At 68.6% G+C, this 24,433-nt stretch carries 21 protein-coding genes; 9 read left to right on the top strand and 12 right to left on the bottom strand.

Annotated elements, in window-relative coordinates; translation table 11 throughout:
* The first annotated feature begins 14 nt into the window (after positions 1 to 14).
* Positions 15 to 572 carry an inorganic diphosphatase gene (gene ppa / locus RSD66_RS02920; protein ID WP_024353762.1) on the top strand — a complete coding sequence of 186 codons (558 nt, stop codon included), beginning with the start codon at positions 15 to 17 and terminating at the stop codon, positions 570 to 572.
* Positions 573 to 839: 267 nt separating this feature from the next.
* On the opposite strand, the gene RSD66_RS02915 is transcribed toward ppa, so the two are convergent.
* Positions 840 to 1,511: a bifunctional 4-hydroxy-2-oxoglutarate aldolase/2-dehydro-3-deoxy-phosphogluconate aldolase gene (locus RSD66_RS02915; protein WP_415288924.1), complete on the bottom strand. Its 672-nt coding sequence runs from the start codon at positions 1,509 to 1,511 to the stop codon at positions 840 to 842.
* A 30-nt stretch (positions 1,512 to 1,541) separates the two neighbouring features.
* Complete coding sequence (locus RSD66_RS02910) at positions 1,542 to 2,381, bottom strand: alpha/beta hydrolase (protein ID WP_415288923.1); 840 nt, start codon at positions 2,379 to 2,381, stop codon at positions 1,542 to 1,544.
* 50 nt (positions 2,382 to 2,431) lie between these two features.
* On the opposite strand from RSD66_RS02910, the gene RSD66_RS02905 reads away from it, so the two are divergent.
* From RSD66_RS02905 to RSD66_RS02875, 7 genes are all read left to right on the top strand, one after another.
* Positions 2,432 to 2,692 (top strand): Lrp/AsnC ligand binding domain-containing protein, encoded by a 261-nt coding sequence (locus tag RSD66_RS02905; protein WP_024353765.1) that lies wholly within the window; start codon positions 2,432 to 2,434, stop codon positions 2,690 to 2,692.
* A gap of 124 nt (positions 2,693 to 2,816) precedes the next feature.
* Positions 2,817 to 5,711 (top strand): M16 family metallopeptidase, encoded by a 2,895-nt coding sequence (locus RSD66_RS02900; protein WP_415288922.1) that lies wholly within the window; start codon positions 2,817 to 2,819, stop codon positions 5,709 to 5,711.
* A gap of 139 nt (positions 5,712 to 5,850) precedes the next feature.
* On the top strand, positions 5,851 to 6,606 hold the full coding sequence (locus RSD66_RS02895; RefSeq protein ID WP_415288921.1) for an NYN domain-containing protein: 756 nt from the start codon (positions 5,851 to 5,853) through the stop codon (positions 6,604 to 6,606).
* A gap of 83 nt (positions 6,607 to 6,689) precedes the next feature.
* A complete protein-coding gene (locus RSD66_RS02890) occupies positions 6,690 to 7,025 on the top strand; it encodes a hypothetical protein (RefSeq protein WP_024353768.1) in 336 nt (111 codons plus the stop codon).
* A gap of 28 nt (positions 7,026 to 7,053) precedes the next feature.
* Entirely contained in the window at positions 7,054 to 7,293 is a 240-nt protein-coding gene (locus RSD66_RS02885) for a hypothetical protein (protein WP_415288920.1), read from the top strand.
* A 77-nt stretch (positions 7,294 to 7,370) separates the two neighbouring features.
* Positions 7,371 to 9,251 (top strand): cobaltochelatase subunit CobT, encoded by a 1,881-nt coding sequence (gene cobT / locus RSD66_RS02880; protein ID WP_024353769.1) that lies wholly within the window; start codon positions 7,371 to 7,373, stop codon positions 9,249 to 9,251.
* Positions 9,248 to 10,216, top strand: coding sequence for an esterase-like activity of phytase family protein (locus RSD66_RS02875; RefSeq protein ID WP_415288919.1), 969 nt, complete (start codon positions 9,248 to 9,250; stop codon positions 10,214 to 10,216). The genes cobT and RSD66_RS02875 overlap by 4 nt, the downstream gene beginning before the upstream one ends.
* Before the next feature lie 10 nt (positions 10,217 to 10,226).
* Here RSD66_RS02875 and queG read toward each other — a convergent pair whose 3' ends face one another.
* From queG to RSD66_RS02860, 3 genes are all read right to left on the bottom strand, one after another.
* Positions 10,227 to 11,342: a tRNA epoxyqueuosine(34) reductase QueG gene (gene queG, locus RSD66_RS02870; protein ID WP_415288918.1), complete on the bottom strand. Its 1,116-nt coding sequence runs from the start codon at positions 11,340 to 11,342 to the stop codon at positions 10,227 to 10,229.
* Positions 11,343 to 11,367: 25 nt separating this feature from the next.
* The gene (locus tag RSD66_RS02865; protein WP_024353772.1) at positions 11,368 to 12,054 is read right to left on the bottom strand and encodes a glutathione S-transferase family protein; all 687 of its coding nucleotides are present in this window, start codon (positions 12,052 to 12,054) and stop codon (positions 11,368 to 11,370) included.
* 65 nt (positions 12,055 to 12,119) lie between these two features.
* Positions 12,120 to 13,139, bottom strand: coding sequence for a cation diffusion facilitator family transporter (locus tag RSD66_RS02860; protein WP_415288917.1), 1,020 nt, complete (start codon positions 13,137 to 13,139; stop codon positions 12,120 to 12,122).
* A 136-nt stretch (positions 13,140 to 13,275) separates the two neighbouring features.
* Here RSD66_RS02860 and RSD66_RS02855 point away from each other — a divergent pair, with 136 nt between their 5' ends.
* Entirely contained in the window at positions 13,276 to 14,082 is an 807-nt protein-coding gene (locus RSD66_RS02855; RefSeq protein WP_346524277.1) for an undecaprenyl-diphosphate phosphatase, read from the top strand.
* 74 nt (positions 14,083 to 14,156) lie between these two features.
* On the opposite strand, the gene RSD66_RS02850 is transcribed toward RSD66_RS02855, so the two are convergent.
* The 7 genes from RSD66_RS02850 to RSD66_RS02820 all read right to left on the bottom strand — a co-directional run bounded on the left by RSD66_RS02850 (position 14,157) and on the right by RSD66_RS02820 (position 24,014).
* Positions 14,157 to 15,128, bottom strand: a complete 972-nt coding sequence (locus tag RSD66_RS02850) for a complex I NDUFA9 subunit family protein (RefSeq protein WP_415288916.1) — start codon at positions 15,126 to 15,128, stop codon at positions 14,157 to 14,159.
* Positions 15,129 to 15,272: 144 nt separating this feature from the next.
* Positions 15,273 to 16,940 carry an amidohydrolase gene (locus RSD66_RS02845; RefSeq protein WP_415288915.1) on the bottom strand — a complete coding sequence of 556 codons (1,668 nt, stop codon included), beginning with the start codon at positions 16,938 to 16,940 and terminating at the stop codon, positions 15,273 to 15,275.
* Between the two features lie 235 nt (positions 16,941 to 17,175).
* Positions 17,176 to 19,152, bottom strand: a complete 1,977-nt coding sequence (locus tag RSD66_RS02840; RefSeq protein WP_415288914.1) for a M1 family metallopeptidase — start codon at positions 19,150 to 19,152, stop codon at positions 17,176 to 17,178.
* 52 nt (positions 19,153 to 19,204) lie between these two features.
* Positions 19,205 to 20,479 (bottom strand): multidrug effflux MFS transporter, encoded by a 1,275-nt coding sequence (locus RSD66_RS02835; RefSeq protein WP_415288913.1) that lies wholly within the window; start codon positions 20,477 to 20,479, stop codon positions 19,205 to 19,207.
* 142 nt (positions 20,480 to 20,621) lie between these two features.
* Positions 20,622 to 21,743, bottom strand: a complete 1,122-nt coding sequence (locus RSD66_RS02830; RefSeq protein ID WP_415288912.1) for an HlyD family secretion protein — start codon at positions 21,741 to 21,743, stop codon at positions 20,622 to 20,624.
* A 13-nt stretch (positions 21,744 to 21,756) separates the two neighbouring features.
* The gene (locus RSD66_RS02825; protein WP_415288911.1) at positions 21,757 to 23,457 is read right to left on the bottom strand and encodes an MFS transporter; all 1,701 of its coding nucleotides are present in this window, start codon (positions 23,455 to 23,457) and stop codon (positions 21,757 to 21,759) included.
* Positions 23,454 to 24,014 (bottom strand): TetR family transcriptional regulator, encoded by a 561-nt coding sequence (locus RSD66_RS02820; protein ID WP_024353781.1) that lies wholly within the window; start codon positions 24,012 to 24,014, stop codon positions 23,454 to 23,456. The genes RSD66_RS02825 and RSD66_RS02820 overlap by 4 nt, the downstream gene beginning before the upstream one ends.
* Positions 24,015 to 24,433: the final 419 nt, after the last annotated feature.

Here is a 24,433-nt window from a genome sequence, read left to right as displayed (position 1 = left end):
AACAAGAGCGTACCATGAACATCGACGCCATCCCGGTCGGCCCCAACGCGCCGTGGGACATCAACGTCATCATCGAGATCCCGCAGGGCGGCCTGCCGGTGAAGTATGAGATGGACAAGGACTCGGGCGCCCTGTTCGTCGACCGCTTCCTGCACACCGCCATGTACTATCCGGGCAACTACGGTTTCGTGCCGCACACCCTGTCGGATGACGGCGACCCCTGCGACGTGATCGTGCTGAATCCGACGCCGGTGGTGCCGGGCTGCGTCATCCGCTCGCGCCCGATCGGCGTGCTGAAGATGGTCGATGAAGCCGGCGGCGACGAAAAGATCCTGGCCGTGCCGGTCGACAAGCTGAACCCCTATTACACCGAGGTCTCCAGCTATCGTCAGCTGCCCGCCATCCTGATCGAGCAGATCGAGCACTTCTTCACCCGCTACAAGGATCTGGAAAAGGGCAAGTCGGTCAAGGTCAACGGCTGGGGCGACGCGGGCGAAGCCGCAGAGCTGATCGCCGCCGGCATGGCCGCTCACCAGGCCAAACTCGCCGCCAAGCACGAAGCCGCCGCCTGATCGGCGCGCGTGTCTGAAAATGAAGAGGCCCCGCTGGAAACGGCGGGGCCTCTTTTTTTTGGGCGCTATCGCTCGCCGCGCGGCGGCTCGCTGCTTGAGCGCGACCTTCTCCCTCCCCTTCATGGGGAGGGTGGTCGGAGCGAAGCGGAGACCGGGTGGGGAGGGCCAGGCGATCCTGGCCTCGGCGCTTGAATGACCCGGCCGCCCCCACCCGGCTTCGCCTTTCAGGCTCAGCCACCCTCCCCATGAAGGGGAGGGAGAACCGTTTTACCTCTCCCTGAACGCCGCAATCGCTTCGACCGTCCGGCGCACCTGCGCCTCTATCCTCGCCCAGTCCTTCGCCTCGATGGCGGCCTTGGTGATCAGCTTGGCCCCCATGCCCGCCGCGACGATGCCTGCGCCGAACCAGTCGCGGATGGAGGCTTCGTCCGGGTCGACCCCGCCGGTCGGCATGATCTTGGTCCACGGCATCGGCCCCAGCACCGCCTTGACGAAGTCCGCCCCGCCGACCGAGGCGCCGGGGAACAGCTTGACGATCTCGCAGCCCAGACCTTGGGCCTCGGAGATCTCGCGCACCGAGCCGCAGCCGGGCGAATAGGCCACCATCCGGCGGTTGCAGACCTGCGCCACCTCGGGAACCAGACAGGGACTGACCACGAACCGCGCGCCCGAGGCCAGATAGAGGGCCGCCGTCGCCGCATCCAGGATCGAGCCGACGCCCAGCAGGATATCCGGGTCAGTCCGCGCGAACTCCTTCGACAGGGCGGTGAACGTCTCCCAGGCGAAGTCGCCGCGATTGGTGAACTCCACCGCCCGCGCGCCGCCGCGCGCGCAGGCCCGGATCACTTCGGCGCAGACCTCGGCGTCGGGGTGGTAGAAGACGGGCACCACCCCTTGCGTCTCGATGGCGGTCAGCACGGCGAGGCGGTCGTGACGCATGAAAACTCCTTACAGCCTGAGAGCCGAAGCCTATTCGGCGGTCGCCAGTTCCACCAGACGCTTGACCATCGGGCTGTTCGGATCGGCCAGAGGATCCAGAACGGTGAAGTGGTCGGCGCCGTCAACGATCTCGACATGAGTGTCGGCGCCCTTGCCGCCCCAGGCGGCGGCCATCTCTCGGCTCTGGCGAACGAATTCGTTGCTCTCGGCCCCGCCGACCCAGCAGTCCAGCGTCGTGCCGCCCGGGGTCGCCCCGTTCGGCGCGGGCCAGTGGATCGGCGACAGGGCGCGCGCGACCGGCGCGTCCAGCTTCAGCGCCTCGTTCAGCGTGGTGTGGATCAGCGGCTCCAGATCGAACACGCCCGAGATCGCCAGCGCCGCCCGCGCCCGGCCTTCCGACAGCATGCCCGCCGCCATGTGGCCGCCGACCGAATGGCCGAACACTAAAGGCCGCTTGCCGCTGCGGGCGCGGACGAACTCTGTCGCCTCGCGCATCTGGCTGATGATCTTGCCGACCGTGACGCCCGGCGCCAGATCATAGCCCGGCACGGCGACGCTGATCCCATGCTCCAGCAGGGCGGGCGCGACCCAGGCGAACCAGCCCCGGTCCAGCGCCTGCCAATAGCCGCCGTGCATGAAGACGGCGACCGGGGCGCCGGGGCCGGCGTCGAACCACTCCATCTTCTGGCGCTCGGACGGGCCGTATTCGAGGGTTTCAGGCCGTCGGGCGTCGATCACCCGCAGCGAATCCTTGCGCCAGCGATCCAGAATGGCGGGGTGGCCCGGCACGCGGGCGCGATTGTTATAGGCCGCCTCATAGGCCGCAGCCCGTTCTACTTGCGTCGCCTCGGGCGACAAAGCCTTACCCATGTCGTCTCCATCCGCTAGAGACCTCCGCTTGAACGGGAGGCTTGAAGGCCATGATGACCGCCATTTTCGTCTTCATCAAATGCGAGTTGGGCTACGCCAACGATGTTGCGGCCGATCTGGTCGATAATGTCGAGAATGTGAGCGAGGTCTATTCGACATCGGGCCAGCACGACCTTCTGGCCAAGTTCCAGCTGCCGAAGGACGCCGACATCGGCACCTTCGTGACCAAGCAGGTGCAGACGCGCCCGCACATCCGCGACACCTTCACCGTCATCACCTTCTCGCCCTTCCTGCCCAGCAAGCGCGCCTGAGGCGAAGCGGCTGTTTTCGGCCGATCGGACGCCGCGCGGGCCTGGGCGCCGAACATGAACAATCGTTCATGTAACCATGTGCCGCGTTGCGGGACGCATTTACGCGGCTAAGGTCCGTCCCAACATGATCCGTTGGGGACTGACCACCATGCGCCTTGCCGCCTCTTCCGTAGCCCTCGCCGCCCTTCTGGCCGTGAGCACGCCCGTTCTGGCCGCGCCCGTCGCGACCGCCGTCGCGACTGCCGCCGCTGCAACTCAGGCCCCATCTCAGGCCCAGCCTCTGCGCGGCGCGCCGGTGTCTGAGCTGATCGCCCGCGTCGATATTCCGTGGCAGCGCTTTCAGCTGGAGAACGGCCTGACCGTTCTGGTGCACGAGGACCGCAAGGCGCCCGTGGTGGCGGTGTCGGTCTGGTACAACGTCGGCTCCAAGGACGAGCCCAAGGGGTCGACCGGCTTCGCCCACCTGTTCGAGCACCTGATGTTCGGCGGGTCGGAGAACTCGCCTTCCAGCCACATCCAGACGATGAACGCAGCGGGCGCCACGGGCCTGAACGGCACGACCTGGTTCGACCGCACCAACTATTTCCAGACGGTGCCGACCCCGGCGCTGGAGTACACGCTTTATCTGGAATCCGACCGCATGGGCTATCTGCTGGGTCAGGTCAGCCAGGAGGTGCTGGATCTGCAGCGCGGCGTCGTCCAGAACGAAAAGCGCCAGGGCGACAACCAGCCCTACGGCATGACCTATTACGCCACGCTGGAAGCCCTGTTCCCCGAGGGGCACCCCTATCGCCACTCGACCATCGGCTCGATGGACGATTTGGACGCCGCCAGCATGGAGACGGTGCGCGACTGGTTCCGCCAGAACTACGGCCCGAACAACGCCGTCCTGGTCCTGTCAGGCGACATCAATGAAGCCAAGGCCCGCGAGCTGACCGAGAAATATTTCGGCTCCATCGCACGCGGCCCGGTCAACACCCCGGCGGCGGCCCCCGTGCCGACGCTGGCGGCGCCGGTCGAACAGGTGCTGCACGACCGCGTGGCCCAGACCCGCATCAGCCGCACCTGGGCCGTGCCGGGCCTGGGCGATCCGGACTCCGTGCCGCTGAGCGTCGGCGCCTCGGTGCTGGGCGGCCTGGCCAGCTCGCGTCTGGACAACGTCCTGGTGCGCGACGAGCAGACGGCCTCGGGCGTGTCGGCCGGTAATCAGGTGTTCCAGCGCGTCGGCATGTTCAGCTATTCCGCCATGGTCAAGCCGGGGGCCGACGCCGACGCCGTGGCCAAGCGCATGGACGAGGTGCTGGCCGACCTGATCGCCAACGGCCCGACCCAGGACGAGATCGACCGGGTGGTCACGCGCTACGCCTCGCAGCGCATCCAGGGGCTGGAAATGGCCAACGGCAAGGCCTCGGTCCTGGCCGAGGGGCAGCTGTATTCGAACGATCCCGACTTCTACAAAAAGGAGCTGGCGGCCTATGCGGCGGTGACCCCGGCCCAGGTCCAGGCGGCCATGAGCAAATGGCTGAGCCGCCCCGTCTACAGCCAGATCGTCATGCCGGGCGAGCGTGAGGCCTATGCCGAAGCCGCCGCCGCGCCGTCGGGCGCGACCCCGACGCCGGCCGAGCCGATCCAGCGCGTCGCCCGCGACGCCGCCCCCGCCATCGGCCAGGTGTCCAACGTTGTCTTCCCGGCGGTGGAGCGCGCCGCCCTGTCGAACGGCGTCGAGATCGTCTACGCCCGCTCGACCACCGTGCCGGTGACGCGCGTGGCGCTGGAGTTCGACGCCGGGGTCGCCGCCGACCGCGCCGACCGTCTGGGCGCCCACACCCTGATGCTGAACGTCATGCAGGAAGGCACGACGACGCGCGATTCCAAGGCCCTGGCCGAGGCGCAGGAACGTCTGGGCGCCAGCGTCTCCGTCGGCTCCTCGATGGACCGTACGGTGGCCAATCTGTCGGCTGTGACGACCAATCTGCAGCCGTCGCTGGCCCTGCTGTCGGACGTGGTGCGTAACCCCGCCTTCGCCCCGGCCGAGATCGAGCGCCTGCGCGCCACTCGTCTGGCGGGCCTGGCCAATGAGAAGACCCAGCCGGGCGCCATAGCCGGCCGCGCCCTGCCGCCGCTGATCTATGGCGAGAACCACCCCTATGGCCGCTCCTTCAGCGGTACGGGCGACGAGGCGGTGATCCGCAGCCTGTCGCGCGACGACCTGATGGCCGAACACGCCCGCTGGATCCGTCCCGACAACGCCAAACTGTTCGTGGTGTCCGACCTGCCGCTGGCCGAGCTGAAGCCGCAGCTGGAAGCCGCATTCGGCGACTGGCGCGCGCCGTCGACGGCCAAGGGAACCAAGGCCTTCGACGCCGCCCTGCCCCAGACCTCGGCCCGCATCGTCCTGATCGACCGTCCGCAGTCGCCGCAGTCGCTGATCTATGGCGGTCAGGTGCTGCCGGTGTCGGGCACGGACGATCTGCTGACCCTGACCACGGCCAATACGGTCCTGGGCGCCGACTTCCTGTCGCGCATCAACGCCGATCTGCGCGAGACCAAGGGCTGGTCCTACGGGGTGCGCGGCAACGTCAGCACCCTGCAGCACCGCTCGCCCTACATCGTCAACGCCCCGGTGCAGGCCAACCGCACCGGCGAGTCCATCGCCGCCCTGATCGGTCAGTACGAGCGTTTCCTGGGCGCTGACGGCGTGACGGCGGCTGAGCGCGAGCGCACCGTTCTGGGCGACACGCGCGGTCTGTCGGGCAGCTATGAGACGTCGTTCCAGGTGTTGGGCGCCCTGCGCTCGAACGCCCTGTACGGCCGCCCGGACAACTATCAGGAGACGCTGGCGGGCCGCATCAACGCCCTGACGGCCGAGCAGATGGACGCCGCCGCCCGCGCCGCGATCAAGCCCGACAGCTTCGTCTGGGTGGTGGTCGGCGACGCCTCGGTGGTCAAACCGCAGCTGGACGCCCTGGGCCTGCCGGTCGAGGTGCGCGCCGCCGAGGCGCCGAAGCCTGCCCAGTAAGCCAGCCCAGTAAGCCGCTTCATCCAGACGTAACGAGACGGCCGGCGGGGCGACCCGCCGGCCGTTTTGCTTTGCGGTTGACCCGAAAGGCCGTGGAGGCGAGCCTTCCCGTCGTCTGCTGCCTTCAGCCGGAGCCTTCATGCCGACCGACGCCCTGATCCCTTCCGCCCGCGCCCCGCGCCTGGCCGTGCTGATCGACGGCGAGAACGCCTCGGCCCGCATCGCCGAGGCCCTGTTCACCGAAATCGCTACGCTGGGCGAGGCTTCGGCGCGGCGCATCTATGGCGACGCGGCCAGTCCGGCGCTACGCGGCTGGATCGACGTCCTGCCGCGCTGGGCGATCCAGTGGCAGCAGAATTTCCAGAACACCAAGGGCAAGAACTCGGGCGACATCGCCCTGGTCATCGACGCGATGGACCTGCTGCATTCGGGACGGTTTGACGGCTTCTGCCTGGTGTCGTCGGACAGCGACTTCACCCGGTTGGCGGCGCGCATCCGCGAGCAGGGCGTCCCGGTCTACGGCTTCGGCGAGCAGAAGACGCCCGAGAGCTTCCGTCAGGCCTGCACCCGCTTCATCTATACCGAGAACCTGACGGTCCCGTCGCCCGAGACCAATGACGAGGCCGCGGCGACGCCCCCCGCCCCCGCTCGCCGCAAACCGTCCGAAGCCGGGCGTCTGATCGCCAAGGCCATCGCCGATATGGACGAAGACGGCGACGGCTGGGTGGCGATGGGCGGCATCGGCAGTCGGCTGCGCAACGCCTATCCCGATTTCGACCAGCGCACCTATGGTCACACCAAGTTGTCCGAACTGATCCGCGCCGCCGGTCGGTTCGATGTCGAGGTCGGCCCCGGAGGCGTCATGCGGGTGCGGGTTAAACCCCGTCAGGTCTAAGCGGAGCCGTTGAAAGAACGACGTTGTAAGATTTTAAGACTGCCCTCATAGTAGCCGTCGAATGTGCCCATGGAGGCTTCGCCATGCTGATTTCGACCATCGCCCTACTGATTGTTAGCGGCGCTCCGATGCAGAACGACGACACGGCCACAGCGGAACGCCGCCAGCCCATCACGTCCAATTCCCCCACGCGGGCCATTTCCGCGCGATCGCCGACGGTGGCCAACGTCCCCACCCGTACGGTCTGCGGCTGGGAGCGGGCCATGGGCAGCACCATCCAGCAACGCGTCTGCCGCAAGGTGCCTTTGAACAGTAGCCAGCGCGAACAGATGTCGTCTGACGTGATACGCGAAATGCAGGGCTCGCGCTGGGGCGAACTTCCGGTGCCGCGCTCTCCTGGCGGTCGCCCTGTGGGCTGATGCTTAACGCAGACAAAAGGTGTTCCTCATGTTCACGCCGCTTCTTTTCAGTCTGATCCTGTCGACGTCGACCACCACGCCTGTTCACGCCCAATCAGCAGCCGCCATGCCCGTGGGCGGCTGGGTGCGCGATCGCTCGGCGCCGCGTCCTGGAGATGAAGTCCGCGAAGATTGCTATCGCGGCCAAATGACGGGCTCCAACATACGACAAGACGTCTGTCGACTGGCGAACGCGAAACGCTTGCCCAAACGCGCCATCCGTCCCTGAGCCTTTCTAGGCGGCAATCATCGTCCTAGGACGTCTCGCCCTCTTCCCCCCGGCGCGGCATGGTCTATGTGTGGCGCATGGCCGCCGCAGAGACCCCCGTAGAGACCTTTAAACGCGCCCTGTCGCACGCGGCGCGGGCGCTGGCCGAACAGGCCGAGCTGGAGGTGCGCTTCGGTTCGGACGGACCGAGGCTGACGGGCGGGGTCCTGACCCTGCCGCACCCGCCGCGCGATCCGCGCGGGCCCGAAAGCGCGGCCCTGCGCGGTCAGGCCGACCGGCTGGCCCTGCGCCTGGCCAATCATGACGCAGCCCTGGACGCGCGGCTGCGCCCGAACGACATCAACGCCGCAGAGGTGTTCGACGCCGTCGAACAGGCCCGCGTCGAGGCCGTCGGCGCGCGCGAACTGAGGGGCGTGCGGCGCAATCTGGACTCGGCGCTGCTGACCCGGCTGGAGAAGTCGGGCGCCCTGCGCGCCGAGGCGGAGCAGGTGCCGGTGGCTGAGGCCGCCGCCCTTCTGCTGCGCGAGCGGATGACGGGCGAGCCCGCGCCCGACGGCGCCCGGACCATGCTGGACCGGGTCCGCGCCGAGCTGGAGGCCAAGGCGGGCGCCGAACTGGACGCCCTGGCGGCGTCGGGCGACGATCAGGCGGCCTTCGGCGCGCGGCTGAAAGACCTTCTGCGCGCGCTGGACCTGGACCCCGGCGACGCCGATGGCGGCGATTCGGAGGAAGACGGCGAGGACGACGCCGAAAAGCCGGATCAAGACCAGGCTGAACCGGACGAACAGGAAGAACAGGACGGCGGCGACGGCGGCGAGTCGCTGGACGGCTCGGCCGACGATCAGTCCGCCGACGATGATCGTCAGGCCCGCCCCGACGGCACGCCGGGCGAACCGGACGGCGAAGGACAGGAAGACGCCCCTGAACTGAGCGAGGGCGAGCGCCCCAACCATCAGCAGACCCAGGACGACGGCCGCGCGGTCGAGGTCTATCACGCCTTCACCACCGCATTCGACGAGGTCATCGACGCGGCCGAACTGTGCGACCCGATGGAGCTGGACCGGCTGCGCGCCCTGCTGGACGCCCAGTTGTCGACCCTGGGCAGCGTGGTCTCGCGCCTGGCCAACAAGCTGCAACGGCGTCTGCTGGCCCAGCAGAACCGCAGCTGGATGTTCGACCTTGAGGAAGGGATGCTGGACACGGCGCGCCTGACCCGCGTGATCACCGACCCGACCAGCCCCCTGTCGTTCAAGATGGAGAGCGAAAGCCCGTTCCGCGATACGGTCGTGACCCTGGTGCTGGACAACTCGGGTTCGATGCGCGGGCGGCCGATCATGGTGGCGGCGGTCTGCGCCGACATCCTGGCGCGGACGCTGGAACGGTGCGGGGTCAAGGTCGAGATCCTGGGCTTCACCACCCGCGCCTGGAAGGGCGGACAGAGCCGCGAGGCCTGGATCAGCGCGGGCAAGCCCGCCAACCCCGGCCGCCTGAACGACCTGCGCCACATCATCTACAAGAGCGCCGACGCGCCCTGGCGCCGGTCAAAGAAGAACCTGGGCCTGATGATGCGCGAGGGCCTGCTGAAGGAGAACATCGACGGCGAGGCGCTGGAATGGGCGCACGACCGCCTGCTGGCCCGTCCCGAGGCGCGGCAGATCATGATGGTCATCTCGGACGGTTCGCCGGTCGATGACTCCACCCAGTCAGCCAATGCGGCCCTCTATCTGGACAAGCATCTGCGCCAGGTGATCGAGAAGATCGAAACGCGCAGCCCGGTCGAACTGCTGGCCATCGGCATCGGCCACGACGTGACCCGCTGGTATCGCCGGGCCCTGACCATCGTCGATGTGGAGCAGTTGGCGGGCGCCATGACCGAGAAGCTGGCCGAACTGTTCGAGGCCGAACCCAAGACCGTCAGCGCCAGGACGGGGCGGCCCTCGCACAAGCGCGCGGCGTGAACCGGCGCCTCCATGTCGCCGCCCTGATCTCTCTCGCCCTGGCCGCCTGCGCCGGGGCGGCGGCGACCTCCCATCCCTGGACGCCCGGGGCTACAGCCGACGGCTGGTCGCCCGCAGGCGGTTCGACCCGGCAGGTCGGTCTGGGTTGGCCGGGCGGCGCCAGGCTGGCCAAGGGCGTGCGCTATGCGGGCGGGGTGCAGTTGATCGCAGCGCCCGCCTCCACCCTGCACGGCCTGTCGGACCTGAAGCTGACGGGCGACGGCGGTTTCGTCGCCGTGTCCGACACCGGCGACCTGGTGCGCGGGCGGCTGGAGCTAGATGCAGACGGCAAGTTGGCCGGGCTGCATGACCTGCGAGTGCGGCGCCTGACGCTGACCGACGGCGAACCGATCGCCGAAAAGCGCATGGGCGACGCCGAAGGGCTGGCCCTGACCGACGACGGCGAGGTGCTGGTCAGCTTCGAACGCGAACACCGCATCTGGAGCTACGGCCCTCTGGACGCCCTGCGCGCCCGACCGCTAGCGCAGCTGCACCCGGCAGCGAACTTTCCCTTGAACGAAGGCATGGAGGGGCTGGCGGCCGCGCCCGGCGGCTGGCGCGTCGGGGGCGAAGACGGCGGAGTGTGGGACTGCTCGACGCAAGGCTGTCGCGTCGTGACCCGGCCGAGCCCGCCCGCCGATAGCTGGCGGTTGACGGGACTGGATCGCGATCCGGGCGGAGACGGCTGGTTCACGGTCCAGCGGTCGTGGCGGCCCCCCTTCGACGTGCGCGCCCACGTGCGCCGCATGGCTGCGGACGGGACGCTGGGGCCGGTGCTGATCGAGCTGAAGCTGCCGGGGCTGACGGACAATTTCGAGGGCGTCGCCGCCGAGGCGAGGGGCGAAAACGTGCGCCTCTACATCCTGTCCGACGACAACGCCAACCCTGCGCAGAAGACGCTGTTGCTGGCGTTTGACGTCGAGTGATCCTTCTCCCTCAAGGGGAGAAGGACCATTCCTGTTTGACCTCTTCGTCTGTTTCATGCGCCAGCCGCGCCGCGCGCTCGGTCGCGAACCGTTCCGGCGACAGACGCGCCAGCGCCCAGATCGCCGCGCCGCGCACCACGGGGGCGGGATCGTCCAGCAGGGCCTCGACCGGCGCGATCAGCACGGCGTCCCCGGAATTGCCCGCCGCATAGAGGGCGTTGCGGATGAAGCGGTCGCGGCCGATGCGCTTGACCGGGCTCTTGGTGAACAGGGCGCGGAACGCGGGGTCGTCCAGCGCCAGCAGGTCTGTCAGCGGCGGCGACTTCAGCGCATCGCGCGCCTGAAGCCGGGCCTCCGATGCGGTTTGGGCGAACTTGTTCCACGGACAGGCCGCCAGACAGTCGTCGCAGCCATAGATGCGGTTGCCCGTGGCGATGCGGAACTCGCGAGGCCAGGCGCCCGCATATTCGATGGTCAGATAGGAGAGGCAGCGTCGGGCGTCGATCTGGAACGGCGCCGGAAAAGCCTTGGTCGGACAGGCGTCCAGACAGGCGGTGCAGCGGCCGCAGTGCTCGATCTCGGCCTCGTCCGGCTCGATTTCGGCGGCGGTCAGGATCGTGCCCAGAAACAGCCAGTTTCCGTGGGTGCGGCTGAGCAGGTTGGTGTGCTTGCCCTGCCAGCCCAGGCCTGCGCGCTGGGCCAGCGGCTTCTCCATCAGGGGGGCTGTGTCGACGAAGACCTTGACCTCCTGCTTGAGCCGCGCAGCGATCTGACCGGCCAGGATCTTCAGCCGCCCCTTGATCACCTCATGATAGTCGTCGCCGCGCGCATAGACGGAGATATAGCCCGCCGACGCCTCCTCCAGCTCAGGCCGAGGATCTTCGTCGGGGCCGTAGTTCATGCCCAGGACGATGGCGGTCCGAGCGCCGTCCCACATGGCGGTGGGGTGGGCGCGGCGCTCCAGCGTCGTCTCCATCCAGCCCATGTCGCCGTGGCGGCCGGCATCGACGAAATAGGCCAACCGCTCGCCCGCGCTCCACGGCTCGCTGGCCGAGGCGAAGCGGCACACGCCGAAGCCCAGTTCGGCGGCGCGCTGTCGGATGAAGATGCGGGGATCGGCCGCCATGAGGGCGCTTTAGCCCTCCCGGCCCTCAGAAGTCGAGGTCGGCGTACCAGGGCGCGGGGTGGACGCCGGGGAAGCGGTCACCCAGCAGGGGGCGGAAACAGGGGCGCGACTTCAGCTTGGAGTACCACAGCTTCAGCGAGGGCCAGGACGCCCAGGCGATCTCGCCGAAATAGTCCAGCACCGACAGATGGCCCGCCGCGATCAGGTCGGCCTGACTGAGACGGCGACCCGCCAGCCATTCGCGGCCGGCCGCCAGCGGCTCCAGAACCGTCAGGTGGCCCTTCAGGAATTCGCGGCCCTCGCGCAGCATCCGGGCGTCGGGCGGCCCCATGCGCAGCAACGGCTTCTCCATCCGCTCATGCAGCAGGACGGCGTCGACCTCATCGGTGAAACGGCGGCTGAACCAGGTCGCCAGACGGCGCGCCTCGGCCCGCTCGGCCATGTCGGACGGCAGCAGGAAATCGCCCTTGGCGCGGTCTTCCAGCCAGCCGAGGATGGCGTCCTGTTCGCACAGGGTCAGGCCCCTGCCCTTCTCGGTCACGCTCAGGACCGGCGGCATGCCCGAGGGATTCAGCTCGAACAGCGGGCAGTCGCCCTCCCACGGCCGGACCGGCTCCTCGGCGTACTCGACCTTGGCCTCGCCCAGCGCCAGCCGCGCCGTGCGCGAAGCCGGATGAAAGGCGAAATGATACAGGACGGCGGGCGTGGACATCGTCCGCCTTCAATGCGCCCGCGCCCGTTAAGGCTCCGTTTACCGCGCGCGATTGCCGCAGGGCCTCAGGACCAGGGGCCGACCCGCTTCGAGGGCGCGTCCGGGGCGTCGCACTGATCCGGTTGGGGGCCGTTGGGTTCAGCCTTGACCGGCTCCGGTCCCGTCGGCCGCGCCGAAGCCAAGGGGCCGCCGTGCGGTTCGGCGGCGCCGCGCGGATCGGCGTGGATCATGATGTCGGCGTGAGGAAACGCCTTCAGCACCCGTTTCTCCGCGTCCAGGGTGATGCCGTGCGCGGCCTTCAGGCTGAGATCAGGGTCCAGATCGACATGCATCTGCACCATCAGCGCCTGGCCGGTCATGCGGGTGCGCAGTTGGTGGACGTTGGCGATGCGGGCGTCCTCGGTCACCGCCGCGACGATGGCGGCGCGGTCCTCGTCCGAAGCGGCGCGGTCCAGCAGGTGATCGGCTGCGCCCCTCAACAGATTCAGCGCCCCCCAGGCCAGCCAGACCGCGACCACCAGACCCGCCGCCGCGTCCAGTCCAGGCGCCTTGAGCAGGGAGCCGGAGACCACGCCGATCAGCACCACGACGTTGGAGGCCAGGTCGGCGGCGTAATGGGCGCGATCGCCCGCCACCGCCAGGGAGCCGGTCTTCTTCACCGCCTGCGTCTGCATCCACACCAGGGCGGACGTTATGGCGATGGACAGGACGACCACGCCGATCGCCCAGCCGCCCGAGGTGACGGGGCGCGGATCGAAGATGCGCTGCACAGCCTCCCAGCCGATGAAGACGCTGGACGCCAGCACCATGCCCGCCTGCACCAGAGAGGCCAGCCCCTCCGCCTTGCCGTGGCCATAGCGGTGCGCGTCGTCCGGCGGCAGGGCCGCCCAACGCACGGCGAAGAAGGTCGCCAGCGACGCGATCAGGTCCAGCGTCGAATCCGCCAGACTGGCCAGGATGGAGACCGAGCCGGACGCTCCCAGGGCGAAGGCCTTCATGATGATCAGCAGAACCGCCGTCGCCACCGACAAGGTGGTGATCCGACGGGTGGTCTCATTTGCGGCGTCGAGGGGGGAGACGGTCATTTCCTCGCCCTTGTCGCCCAAAACCGCGCCCGCGCCAATGGCGGCGAGCAGGCCGGGGCGCTATGGAAGGGCGGACGCGACGCCGCAGGGCGCGGCGCGCCTGACCCCCGGACCTGAAAACCGAGACGGAGCATTCATGGCGGACTGGCTGACGGCGATCCTTCTGGGTCTGGTCGAAGGATTGACCGAGTTCATTCCGGTGTCTTCCACCGGCCATCTGCTGCTGCTGGGGCATTTCCTCGGCTTTGAAAGCACGGGCAAGACGTTTGAAATCGTCATCCAGCTGGGCGCCCTGCTGGCCATCATCAGCATCTATTTCAGACGGCTGTGGACGCTGGCGACGCGCTGGCCGTTCGATGCCGAGGCGCGACGCTTTCTGATCGGCCTGCTGGTCGCCTTCCTTCCCGCCGTAGTGATCGGCTTTCTGGCCTATGGCTTCATCAAGACAGTGCTGTTCGAGACGCCGCTGATCATCTGCATCGCCCTGATCGTCGGCGGGGTGCTGCTGCTGTGGCTGGACCGGATGAACAAGATCCCGGCCTATCTGGACGCGGATCGCTATCCGTTCCGGGTCTATTTCCTGATCGGCCTGTTCCAGTGTCTGGCCATGATCCCCGGCGTGTCGCGCTCGGGCGCCACCATCGCCGGGGGGCTGCTGCTGGGGACGGACAAGCGGTCGGCGGCCGAGTTCAGCTTCTTCCTGGCCCTGCCGACCATGGGGGCGGCGGTGGCCTATGACCTGTTCAAGAACCGCGACGTTCTGGACTTCAGCGATCTGGGCCTGATCGCCATCGGCTTCGTCGCCGCCTTCATCTCGGCCCTGGCCGTGGTGCGTTTCCTGCTCGACTTCGTGTCCAAGCGCGGCTTCGGCCCCTTCGCCTGGTGGCGGATCGCGGTCGGCGTGGTCGGCATCATCGGCCTGGCGGCGACGGGGGCGCTGTAGGGCCATCGCCCAGCGCACAGCAAAAACCCCTCGGGACGCCGGTCCCGAGGGGTTTTTCTTGAGCCGCACCTGAATCAGGCGGCGGGATTTTCAGCGTACTGGCCGCCAGCGCGATAGCGCCACAGATAGGCCGGGGCGATAGCCTCCAGGCCCGAACCTTCTACGCCAAGGTCGGCCAGACCCTTGGCGCCCGGCGACACGATGTTGTCGCTCTCCAGCAGCACGACCTGATCCTTGGTCAGCACAGGCGCCAGGCCGATCATGGCCGGGATCTGGGCCAGCGAGCCGATCATGCGCGCTGCCGGGAAGGGCAGCGGCAGCAGGATGTTGCTGCGGTTCGTCTCGCGCAGGATGAACTTCAGGATGTCCTCAAAGGTCCAGACCGAAGGACCGCCCAGCTCATAGGTCTCGCCTTCAGCCTCGGGAGCGACGGTGGCGCGGGCGATGGCCTCGGCGGCGTCGGCGACATAGACCGGTTGGAACTTCGTCTGGCCGCCTCCGATCAGCGGCAGGACCGGCGACCAGCTGGCCATGGCGGCGAAGCGGTTCAGGAACTGGTCGCCCGAGCCGAAGACGATCGACGGACGCACGATCACAGCGCCGGGGAAGGCGGCGCGCACGGCGACCTCGGCCTCGCCCTTGGTGCGGGCGTAGTCAGCCTTGCCGTGCGCATCGGCGCCGAGGGCCGAGATGTGGGTCAGGCGCTGGACGCCCGCCGCCGCCGCAGCCTCGGCGACGTTGGTCGCGCCCTCGACGTGCAGGGTCTGGAACTTGCGGCCGCCGGTCTCGAACAGGATGCCCACCAGATTGATGACGGCGTCGGCGCCGCGCACGGCCTCGGCGACGGCCGCCTTGTCGGTGATGTCGCAGCGGACGACCTGAACCTGGCCGACGTCGCCGGCCATGTGCAGCACGGGCGCGCTCTTGGCGTTGCGCGCCGCGACGCGCACGCGCCAGCCGCGACGGGCCAGGGCGCGCACGACCTGGGTCCCGATGAAGCCCGAGCCTCCGAATACAGTGACCAGACCGGGGGCGAAATCAGCCATCTCAGACGCTCCAAACGCCAAGCCCCGGCCGCAGACCTGGCCGGAGATAAAATCCTATGCGCGGGGCTTAACCGAAGCAGCCCCGCCCCGCAACGAGAAGGGGCGGGATTCCGTCTGATCAATCAGCCCCCTCAGTCCGCCCCCTCAATCCGCCCGGTGGACGATCTGTCCGTCGACCACCGTCAGCACGGCCCGGCCCTTGGGAATGTCGGCGGCGGGGACGGTCATCAGGTCGATGTCGAAGGCGGTGAAGTCGCCGCGCTTGCCGACCTCGATGGTGCCCAGCTCATTCTCGCGGAAGCTGGCCCAGGCGGGCCACAGGGTGAACATCTTCAGCGCCGTCGCCCGGTCCACCGCTTCGTCCGGCCGCCAGTCCGGCCCCTGAAAGCCGTTCAGGTCGCGCCGCGCCACGGCGGCGTAGAACTCGATCAGCGGGTCGCCGCGCTCTACGGGTGCGTCCGAGCCGCCGACCACGATCACGCCGCGTTCCACCAGCGTATGCCAGGCGTAGGCCCCGTCCAGCCGCGCGTCGCCCAGACGCTCGGCGGCGAAATGCAGGTCGCCGATGGCATGGCTGGGCTGCATGGAGGCGATGATCGGCAGGTCGTTGAAATAGTGATAGTCGCGCGGCCGGATGATCTGGGCGTGCTCGATGCGCCAGCGCGGGTCGGCCAGCTTCCACTCGGCCTTGGGCGTCGAGCGCAGGGCCTCTTCATACCAGGCGGCGACGTCGTGATTGCCCTGATCGCCGATCGCGTGGGTGGCGATCTGGATGCCGGTCCGCAGCGCCTCCTGATACAGCGGCATGACCTCTTCGCGCGAAGCCAGCATCAGGCCGGACGTGTCGGGCCGATCTGAATAGGGCTCGAACAGCTTGGCCCCGCGCGAACCCAGGGCGCCGTCGGCGTAGAATTTGATCGCCCGGGTGATGATGCGCCCGTCGCCCGCGTCGCGCGGCCCGCCCGCCATCAGGGCGCGCGCGTCGCCCATGTCGATGCTGTTGTAGACCCGCAGGGGCGCCTCGCCCGCCTCGGCCATCGCCTCCAGCAGGGGCACGTCCTTCCACGGCGCGCTCATGAAGTGGACGCCCGTCCAGCCGTAGCGGGCGTAGACGTTGAACCCGGCGCGATAGGCCTCACGCGTCGCCGCTGCATCCGCCTCGGGAGCCAGACCTTCGAGCAGGGCCATCGCGCCGTCGACCAGCAAGCCGGTCGGCTGTCCATCCGCGCCTTTAAGGATTTCACCGCCCGAGGGGGTCGGCGTCGTCGCATCGATCCCGGCCGCGGCCAGGGCCGCGCTGGACACCGCCCGCGCATGGCCGTCGGCCCGGCTCAGCACCACCACCCGCCCCGGCGCGGCGGCGTCCAGATCGGCGGCGGTCAGGAAGCGCTTCTCGGGCCAGTGGGTCTCGATCCAGCCGCGCCCGACGATGACGCCGTCGGGGTGGGCCTCGGACCAGGCGGTCAGGCGCGCCATGGCCTCAGCGAGCGAGGCGGCGCCTTCCAGATTCAGCGTCATCTCGCGCCAGCCGATGCCGTCCAGATGGGCGTGGCCGTCGGTGAAGCCGGGAAACAGCGTCGCCCCTTTCAGATCGACCGCCTCCAGCCCCTCGGCCGAAGGCGCGCCGTCCGCGGGACCGACATAGGCGATGCGCCCGTCGCGCACGACCACGACCTCGGCGGTCGGCATCGCCTCGACGCCGGTATGGATGGTCCCGCCCCGGATCAACAGGTTCTGGGCGTAGGCTGCGGGCGCTGCGGTCAGCAACAGCACAACCGCCAGCGGCAGGGTCGTCTTCAGGGTTCGGATCATCAGCGCCTCCAGTCGCGGCGCAGGGGAGCCTCAGCCGAGCTTGGCGTCAAGCGATCCAGTGTCGCCTCCGTCATCCTCCGGCGGAGCGAAGCGACGACCGGGGGACCCAGCGGCGCGCGTGAGCGCGAAAAATCCACGCGCGCCGCTTGCCTCGAAGATCGCCTTCGGCGCCGCTGGGTCCCCCGATCTGCGCCGCTACGCGGCTTGTCGGAGGATGACGGAAGTGGAAGGCCTCTTACGGCCGCCCCACCACCTGATCGACGGAGTTGCTCGTCACCGGGTGATACAGCGGTCGCGCTTCGGCGTAGATGCGCGTGGCGATGGGGCGACCCCAGTCGCCTTCGGCCCACAGGGTCTGGAACAGCGGCAGGACGAACTTGCGCCGCCCCTGACTGGTCAGGAAGCGTTCGGCCGTCGCCACCGCGGGCTCATAACGGTTGGCCAGGGCCGCCTGCAGCCAGGCGAAGGTCAGTTCGGCGTTGCCTTCGCTGTCCAGCTTCAGCGTGCTTTCCAGATCGGCCAACTGCGCCGGGGTCAGCCAGTCGGCGCCCGCCGCCAGGCCTTGCGGCCGCCACGACAGGAAGCGCAGGCGCTGCTGGGTGTTCCAGTCCTTCCACGGCGCGGCCGAGGCCGGGCCCTTGGCGACGTAGAAGGCCTCGGCCGCCGCGTCCACGGCTTCGAAGGCGTGCGACACCGGCGCCTGGGCGTTGGACGGCAGGCCCGGCTGATAGATCCAGTTCTCCAGCTGAAGCTCGGCTTCCAGCGCTGCGTCGCCCTTGACCAGATTCTCGCGGATGTCCTTCAGGAAGCCCACATCGGTCATGGGCTGGAAGGCGTGGCGGTCGAAATAGCCGCGCAACCAGGCGTCGAACGTCTCGCGCCCGACAATGCGTTCGATGGTGCGCAGGAAGGCCGCGCCCTTGTCATAGGGAATGCCTGACAGGCCGTCGTCCGGGTCGCGCCCGGTCAGGTCCAGATGCAGGCGAGTGTCTGCCGGATCGGTGGCGGCGATCTCGGCGACCAGATCGTTCCAGGCCAGGGCCTGTTCCTGCAGGGCGCGTTCGCGGCCGTACAGCGCCTCCATGATGCGGTTCTCGAAATAGGTGGTCGTACCCTCGTTCAGCCAGATGTCGGCCCAGGTGGCGTTCGTCACCAGATTGCCGGACCAGGAGTGCGCCAGTTCGTGCGCCACCAGCGACACCAGCGACCGATCGCCGGCGATGATGGTCGGGGTGGCGAAGGTCAGGCGCGGGTTCTCCATCCCGCCGAAGGGGAAGCTGGGCGGCAGGACCAGCAGGTCATACCGGCCCCAGCGATAGGGGCCGTACAGGGCCTCGGCCGCATCGACCATCTTGGCCGTCGGCTCCAGCTCCCATTGCGCGGCCTGCAATCGGCTCGGCTCGGTCCAGACGCCGGTGCGTCCGTCGAAGGGGGCGAAGGCCAGATCGCCTGCGCCGATGGCGATCAGATAGGGCGGGATGGGCTGATCCAGCTTGAAGCGCCAGGCCTTTAGCCTTTCGCCCGCCGCCTCGCCGTTCGGGGTCAGATGCTCGGCGGACATGACCACGGTCAGGTCTGACGGCGCCACGATGCGCGCGCTGTAGGTCTGGCGGATGCCGGGGCTGTCCTGGGTCGGAATCCAGGTGCGGGTCAGGATCGCCTGCCCCTGGCTGAACAGATAGGGTTTCTGGCCGCCCGCCGTCTGCTGCGGGCTGAGCCATTGCAGGGCCGAGGCGTCGGGGCGGGTGGCATAGGCGACGACGATCTTCTGCCCCTCATCGCCCTGGAAGGCGGGGAGGCGCACGCTGAGAGGCTGTCCCTTGATCGGGTCCGCGGCGCCCAGGCTCCATTCCAGCGGACGGCCCTGAGCGTCGGTCACGCCCTTGATGTCCAGCATCTTGGCGTCCAGCACCACCTCGGTCGCGCCGGGACGGCCGGTCACGTCCAGCGTGGCCTTGCCCGACAGGGTCTTGGCGGCGAAGTCGGCGGTCAGGTCCAGGTCGACGTGCGTCACCCGCGCCTCGGTCGGGCGGGCCCAAGAGTGCGGGTCGTTGACGTAAGCGGTCGCCGGGACCGCTGCAGAGACGGGTGCGGCGGGAACCAGAGGCGTCATCGGCACGGCGTCTCCGGTCGTGGCGCAGGCGCCCAGGGATGTGGCGAGGGCGGCGGCTATAGCGAGGGCGGAAACCCGCCCGACCAGCTTCAGGGTCATCGAACGCTCCGTATTCAGATGCGCCCGAAGAGGCTCCCTCGCGCTCGAAAGATCAAGTCTCGGCTGCAACCGGCGGCAGATGGCGGGCCTTGAACAGCCGCCCCTGCTCGGCCGCCAGAACCAGCGCCAGAGCCGCCACGCCCAGCAGGGCGAAGCCGACCGTCATCGGCACCGTCGTGCCGTCGAACTGCTGACCGATGGCGAAGCCCAGCAGGGCGCCGCCGATGGAGGAGATAAAGCCCTGGGCCGAGGAGGCCGTGCCGGCGATATGGCCCATCGGCTCCATCGCCATCGCACCGAAATTGCCAGCGATGAAGCCGAAGCAGAACATCTTGCAGGCCTGCATGACGGCGAACATCCACAGGCTGTCATAGCCCAGCCAGGCGATGAGGGCGTGCAGGGCGCTGAAGCCGATGAAGCCGAACAGGGCGGCGTGGGCGATCAGGCGCGAGCCCAGCTTCTCGACCAGACGCGCGTTCAGGATCGAGGCCACGGCGATGCCCGCCGCCACCAGGGCGAAGACCACCGGGAACAGGCCGGGCGCCTTGAACACGTCGAAGAAGATCTGCTGCGAGGAGTTGATGAAGCCGAACAGCGCCCCGCTGATGACCGTCATGGCCAGGGTGTAACCCATGCCCTGACGGCTGGTGAAGGCGAAGCGGAAGGCGGCGGCGATCCGGCTGACGTCGATCGGCATCCTGCCTTCGGCGTGCAGGGTCTCGGGCAGACGCAGGGCCGCCCAGACCAGGAAGGCCCCGCCCGAAAGGGCGAAGACGCCGAAGATCCACGGCCAGGGCGCCACCAGCATGACGAGTTGCCCCATCGCGGGCGCAATGATCGGCACGCCCAGAAAGACCAGGAAGCTGAGCGACATGACGCGCGCCATCGTCCGTCCGACGTAGCGGTCGCGCACGATGGAAACCGCCAGCACCCGCGTCGCCGCCGCGCCGATCCCCATGCCGATCCGCGACAGGATCAGCATGTCGAACGTATGGGCGAAGGCCGCCAGAATGCTGAAGACGACATAGATGCCGATGCCCGCAAACAGGACCGGGCGCCGCCCATAGCGGTCCGACAGCGGCCCATAGAACAGCTGAGCCACGCCGAAGCCGAGCAGATAGGCGGTGATCACCCACTGGCGGCTGTTTTCATTGGTCACGCCCAGATCCTCGCCGATGTGGGGCAAGGCCGGCAGCATGGCGTCGATCGCCAGAGCGTTCAGCGCCATCATCACAGCGATCAGGCAGACGAATTCAGCGAAGCCCGGCCCCTTGAAGGGCGCCGGCGGGGCCTCGATCACGGAGGACGGGGTCGGGGCTCTGTTCATCAGGTCCAGATGCGGCCTGCGTCAGGCTGACGCAAGCCCGAAGCGATGAAGTTTTTGCACCGCAGCAAATACGGCGAGACGGACTGCCCCTTTTCGTCGCTCATTCCACGCACGCCGGGATGAGTGGGATTAGAATCGAAACCTACGCCTTCACCTTGATCCGCGCCGTCACCGACATGCCGGGCGACAGCCGCTCCACCCCCTCCTGCCCCGGATCAACGGCGATGCGGACAGGGATGCGCTGGGCCACCTTGGTGAAGTTGCCGGTGGCGTTGTCGGGGCGGATGACGCTGAACTCGGAGCCGGTCGCGGGCGAGATGCGCTCGACCTTGCCCGTCAGGACGCGTCCGCCCAGGGCGTCGACGGTAATCTCGACCGGCTGGCCGACGCGCACGTCGCGCATCTGCGTCTCCTTCATATTGGCCGTGACCCAGACCACGTCGGGGACCAGGGCCATGAACTGCGTGCCGACCGCCGCCTGCTGGCCCTGGCGCACCGTCACCTCGCCCAGCCGTCCGTCGCGCGGAGCCTCGATGCGGGTATTGTCGAGATCGATCTGCGCCAGACGCACCTGGGCGCGGGCGTTTTCGACGGCGGCCTCCAGCGAGCCCTTGCTGACCACGGCCGAGGTGACGCCGGTCTGGGCCACGTCCTCGGCGGCGCGGGCCTGCGCCAACTGGGCCTCGGCGGCGCGCAGGGCGTTCTGGGCTGTGTCGACCTGAGCCTGGGCGACCCAGCCGCCCTCGAACAGGGCGCCAACCCGCATGGCGTCGGCGCGGGCCTTAGTCACAGCCGACTGGGCGGCGGCGATGGCGGCGCGCGTCTGGGCCACCGATCCGCGCGCCGAGGCCTGACTCTGGGCCGAGTTGGCCAGCGCGGCCTCGGCCGAATGCAGGGAGGCCTGCGCCTGCTCCAGCCGCTGGCGATAGATGCGGTCATCGATGGTCGCCAGAAGCTGGCCCTTCTTCACCGTCTGGAAGTCCTGCACCTCGACCGAGGTGACATAGCCGCTGACCTGGGGGCTGATGATGGTCACCTGACCGCGGACATAGGCGTTGTCCGTCGTCTGCGGCCCGCCCGAGAAGGGCGGCAGGCCCCAGGCGTGCAGGATCAGGCCGATCCCCACCAGCGCCATGGCGATCAAGGCCACGCTCCACATCACGCGGCGGCCGCTGGACGGCGCCGGGGCTGCGGGGGGCGGCCCAGACGGAGGGGGCGCAGGAGGCGCGGCGGGAGCGGACGGCGGAGGGGCGGCGTCAGTCATGATCTGGTCCGGTTCAATCGACAGCCGTCGCGACGGAGGCGGCGGCGTCGGAGGCTTGCGTCTGGGCCCGGCGGGCGGCGCGGCGCGCCTCCAGCTTGGGCCGATAGTGGTTCAGGGCGACCCAGGCGGCGCCGATCGCGGCAGCCCCCGAGATCAGCAGGAAGACGTCGTTGTAGGCCAGCACCTGGGCCTGCTGGCTGACCTGCTGCTGCAGCAGGCCCAGGGCCGCGCCCTGACGCTGGGCCGCGTCGCCGATGACGTGGGCGTAGGCGCCGCCCAGTTGCTGCAAGCGCAGCACGGTCTCGGGATCGCCCAGGCCGATGCTCTCGGACAGTTGGCTGGAGTGAAACTTCTCGCGCAGGGTCTGGATCGTGCCGACCAGGGCGGAGCCCATCAGTCCGCCGACGTTCTGGCCGATCGAAAACAGCACGATGAAGCTGACCATGTTCTTGCCCCCGCCCTGCAGCACCTTGCCGAAGCCCAGGATCATCGTCGGGCCGACGAAGAAGGCCGCGGCGAAGGCCAGAAGCGCCTGGCTGAAATAGAGCTGGGTCGGGCGCGTCAGCACGGTGGCGTGGCTGTCGATGAAGGCGCCGACGGCGATCATGACCAGGGCGATCGAGATCGGCTTCCACAGCTTCATCGGATTGAGGGTGAAGGCGCTGACCAGGGTCCCCGCCGCCGTGGCGGCCAGCATGACCAGGAACAGGCCCTGCATCTGCTGCGGGACCAGTCCCATCTGCTGCAGAAAGCCTACCGCGCCGGTCGTCTGTTCCGACAGGACGATCCGCACCAGCAGGATGGCCAGCAGCAGCCGCACCAGGTCGCGGCCCGCCAGCCACTTGAGGTCGATCAGCGGATTGGTCCGATTGTATTCGATCAGCACGGCGGCGGTCAGCAGCACGATCGCCCCTGCCAGAGCCCAGCCGATCCACGCCGCCTCGGTCCACCAGACGATGCGGCCCAGCCCCAGAACGGCCGTCAGCAGGGCCACGCCCGGCGCGAACAGGGCGAAGGTGACGAAGTCCAGCGTCTCGAACACCCGCACCCGCTGCGACGGCGGCATCTTCAGGGCGAAGACGGCCGGCAGGGCGACCAGCACCAGCCCCAGTTCGAACATGTAGAAGGCCCGCCACTGATCAAGGTCCAGCAGGCGCGTCACCCCCAGCCGCGCCAGGGGAATGGCCAGGCTGGACAGGCCGACGCCGATGATGATGCCCTTCAGCCGGTGCTGCGCTGGAAAGGCCTGGATGATGTAGAGGATGCCCAGGGTCGACATCCCCGCCGCCGCCATCCCGGCCACGCCGCGCACGACCAGGGTCGAGCCGTAGTCTTCCAGAAACAGATGCGCCGCCGCCGTGGCCAGGAAGACGACCAGGATGATCTCGGTGAACAGGCGCAGGCCGTACTGCATGCGAAACTTGACCAGCAGCAGGTTCATGCAGGCGTTGGTCATGACGAAGACCACGGGCAGCCAGGCCGCCTCCGTCGTGGTCACGCCCAGCGCCCCGGCCAGTTGCGGCAGGTCGGCCGTCACGGCGGCGTTGCCCAGGCTGCCGGTCAGGGCCACCAGCACCCCGACGAAGGCGTAGGCCAGCCGCCAGGGCGTCGTATGATCCGGCGTCGCGGGCGAGCCGGGCAGGACCGGCCGCTCGTGCGGCTTCAGGGTGGCGAGGTAATCCTCCCACGGCAGGTCCCAGTGACGGCGGCTCATGCGGCCTCGCAGCGCGGCCGCACCGCGTCCAGCACCAGGGCCAGGGACCGCAGGCTGAGCGCCTCGCGCGCCTTCGGCGGCGCCGTCCGCGACGGGGCGCCCAGCATCAGGGCCAGGACTCGGATATCCTCGACGCTCAGGTCCGGCCTCACCCGCCCAGACGCCTGGGACACGGCCAGAGCCTCGGCGCCGGCCGCCTTCAAGCCCTGCCGGATCGGGGCCAGGGCCTCGTCCTTCAGATCGCGGATCGCGCTGGACAGACCCGCGCTGTCCAGCATCAGCCCAGTCATCTGCTCCAAGAACCAGATGAAGACGTCGGGGTCATCCAGCCGCGCGCGGGTGCGTCTCGCCAGACCGTCGATCTGCTTCAGGAAGACCGCCAGGGCCAGTTCGGAGCGGTCGGCGAAGTTTCGATACAGGGTCGCCCGACCGACCCCCGCCTGCTCGGCGATCAGGTGCAGCGGCGCATCCAGTCCATCGCGCGCAAAGGCGGCCTCCGCCGCCAGAAGCAGCTTCTCACGACGTTCTGCGGCGTCTTGTCGCAACGGACGGGTCATGGCGCGCTAAGTGGACACTGGTGTCCGGTTATTCAAGAGGCAATCCCCCCCTGAATGCGCAAGTCGCGCGCAAGCTGCGCCGCGAGAGAATGCGTCCAAGCAAATGTTTATAGCGCCAGCTAGTACGGCACATTGGTCTTACCAGCGCTAGGCAGGGCGAAAAGACCATCTCTCGGCGCGTGCATACTCACGTCGATGCGGTCTCCGGTCGGCAGCCCATCATCTTCAACGAAGTCGCCGCGCAACTCCGATAACACCATTTTGTGAGTTGAGATCTAGAATAAAGCCGACACCGTAGCGATGGGAGATTAATCCCCTAAGGAGGAAAACATGACTGTTCGTCTTACTGTCGCTCGACTGAGCGCAGGCGCTATTATGGCCGCTTCCGTAGTCGCAATTCCTGCCGCCGCGAATCCATC

It is taken from the genome of Brevundimonas sp. S1H14 (assembly GCF_047716865.1).
GTDB classification, from domain to species: Bacteria; Pseudomonadota; Alphaproteobacteria; order Caulobacterales; family Caulobacteraceae; genus Brevundimonas; species Brevundimonas naejangsanensis.
Note: the sequence above shows the minus strand (reverse complement) of the source record. Positions and strands in the feature narration are given on the sequence as shown.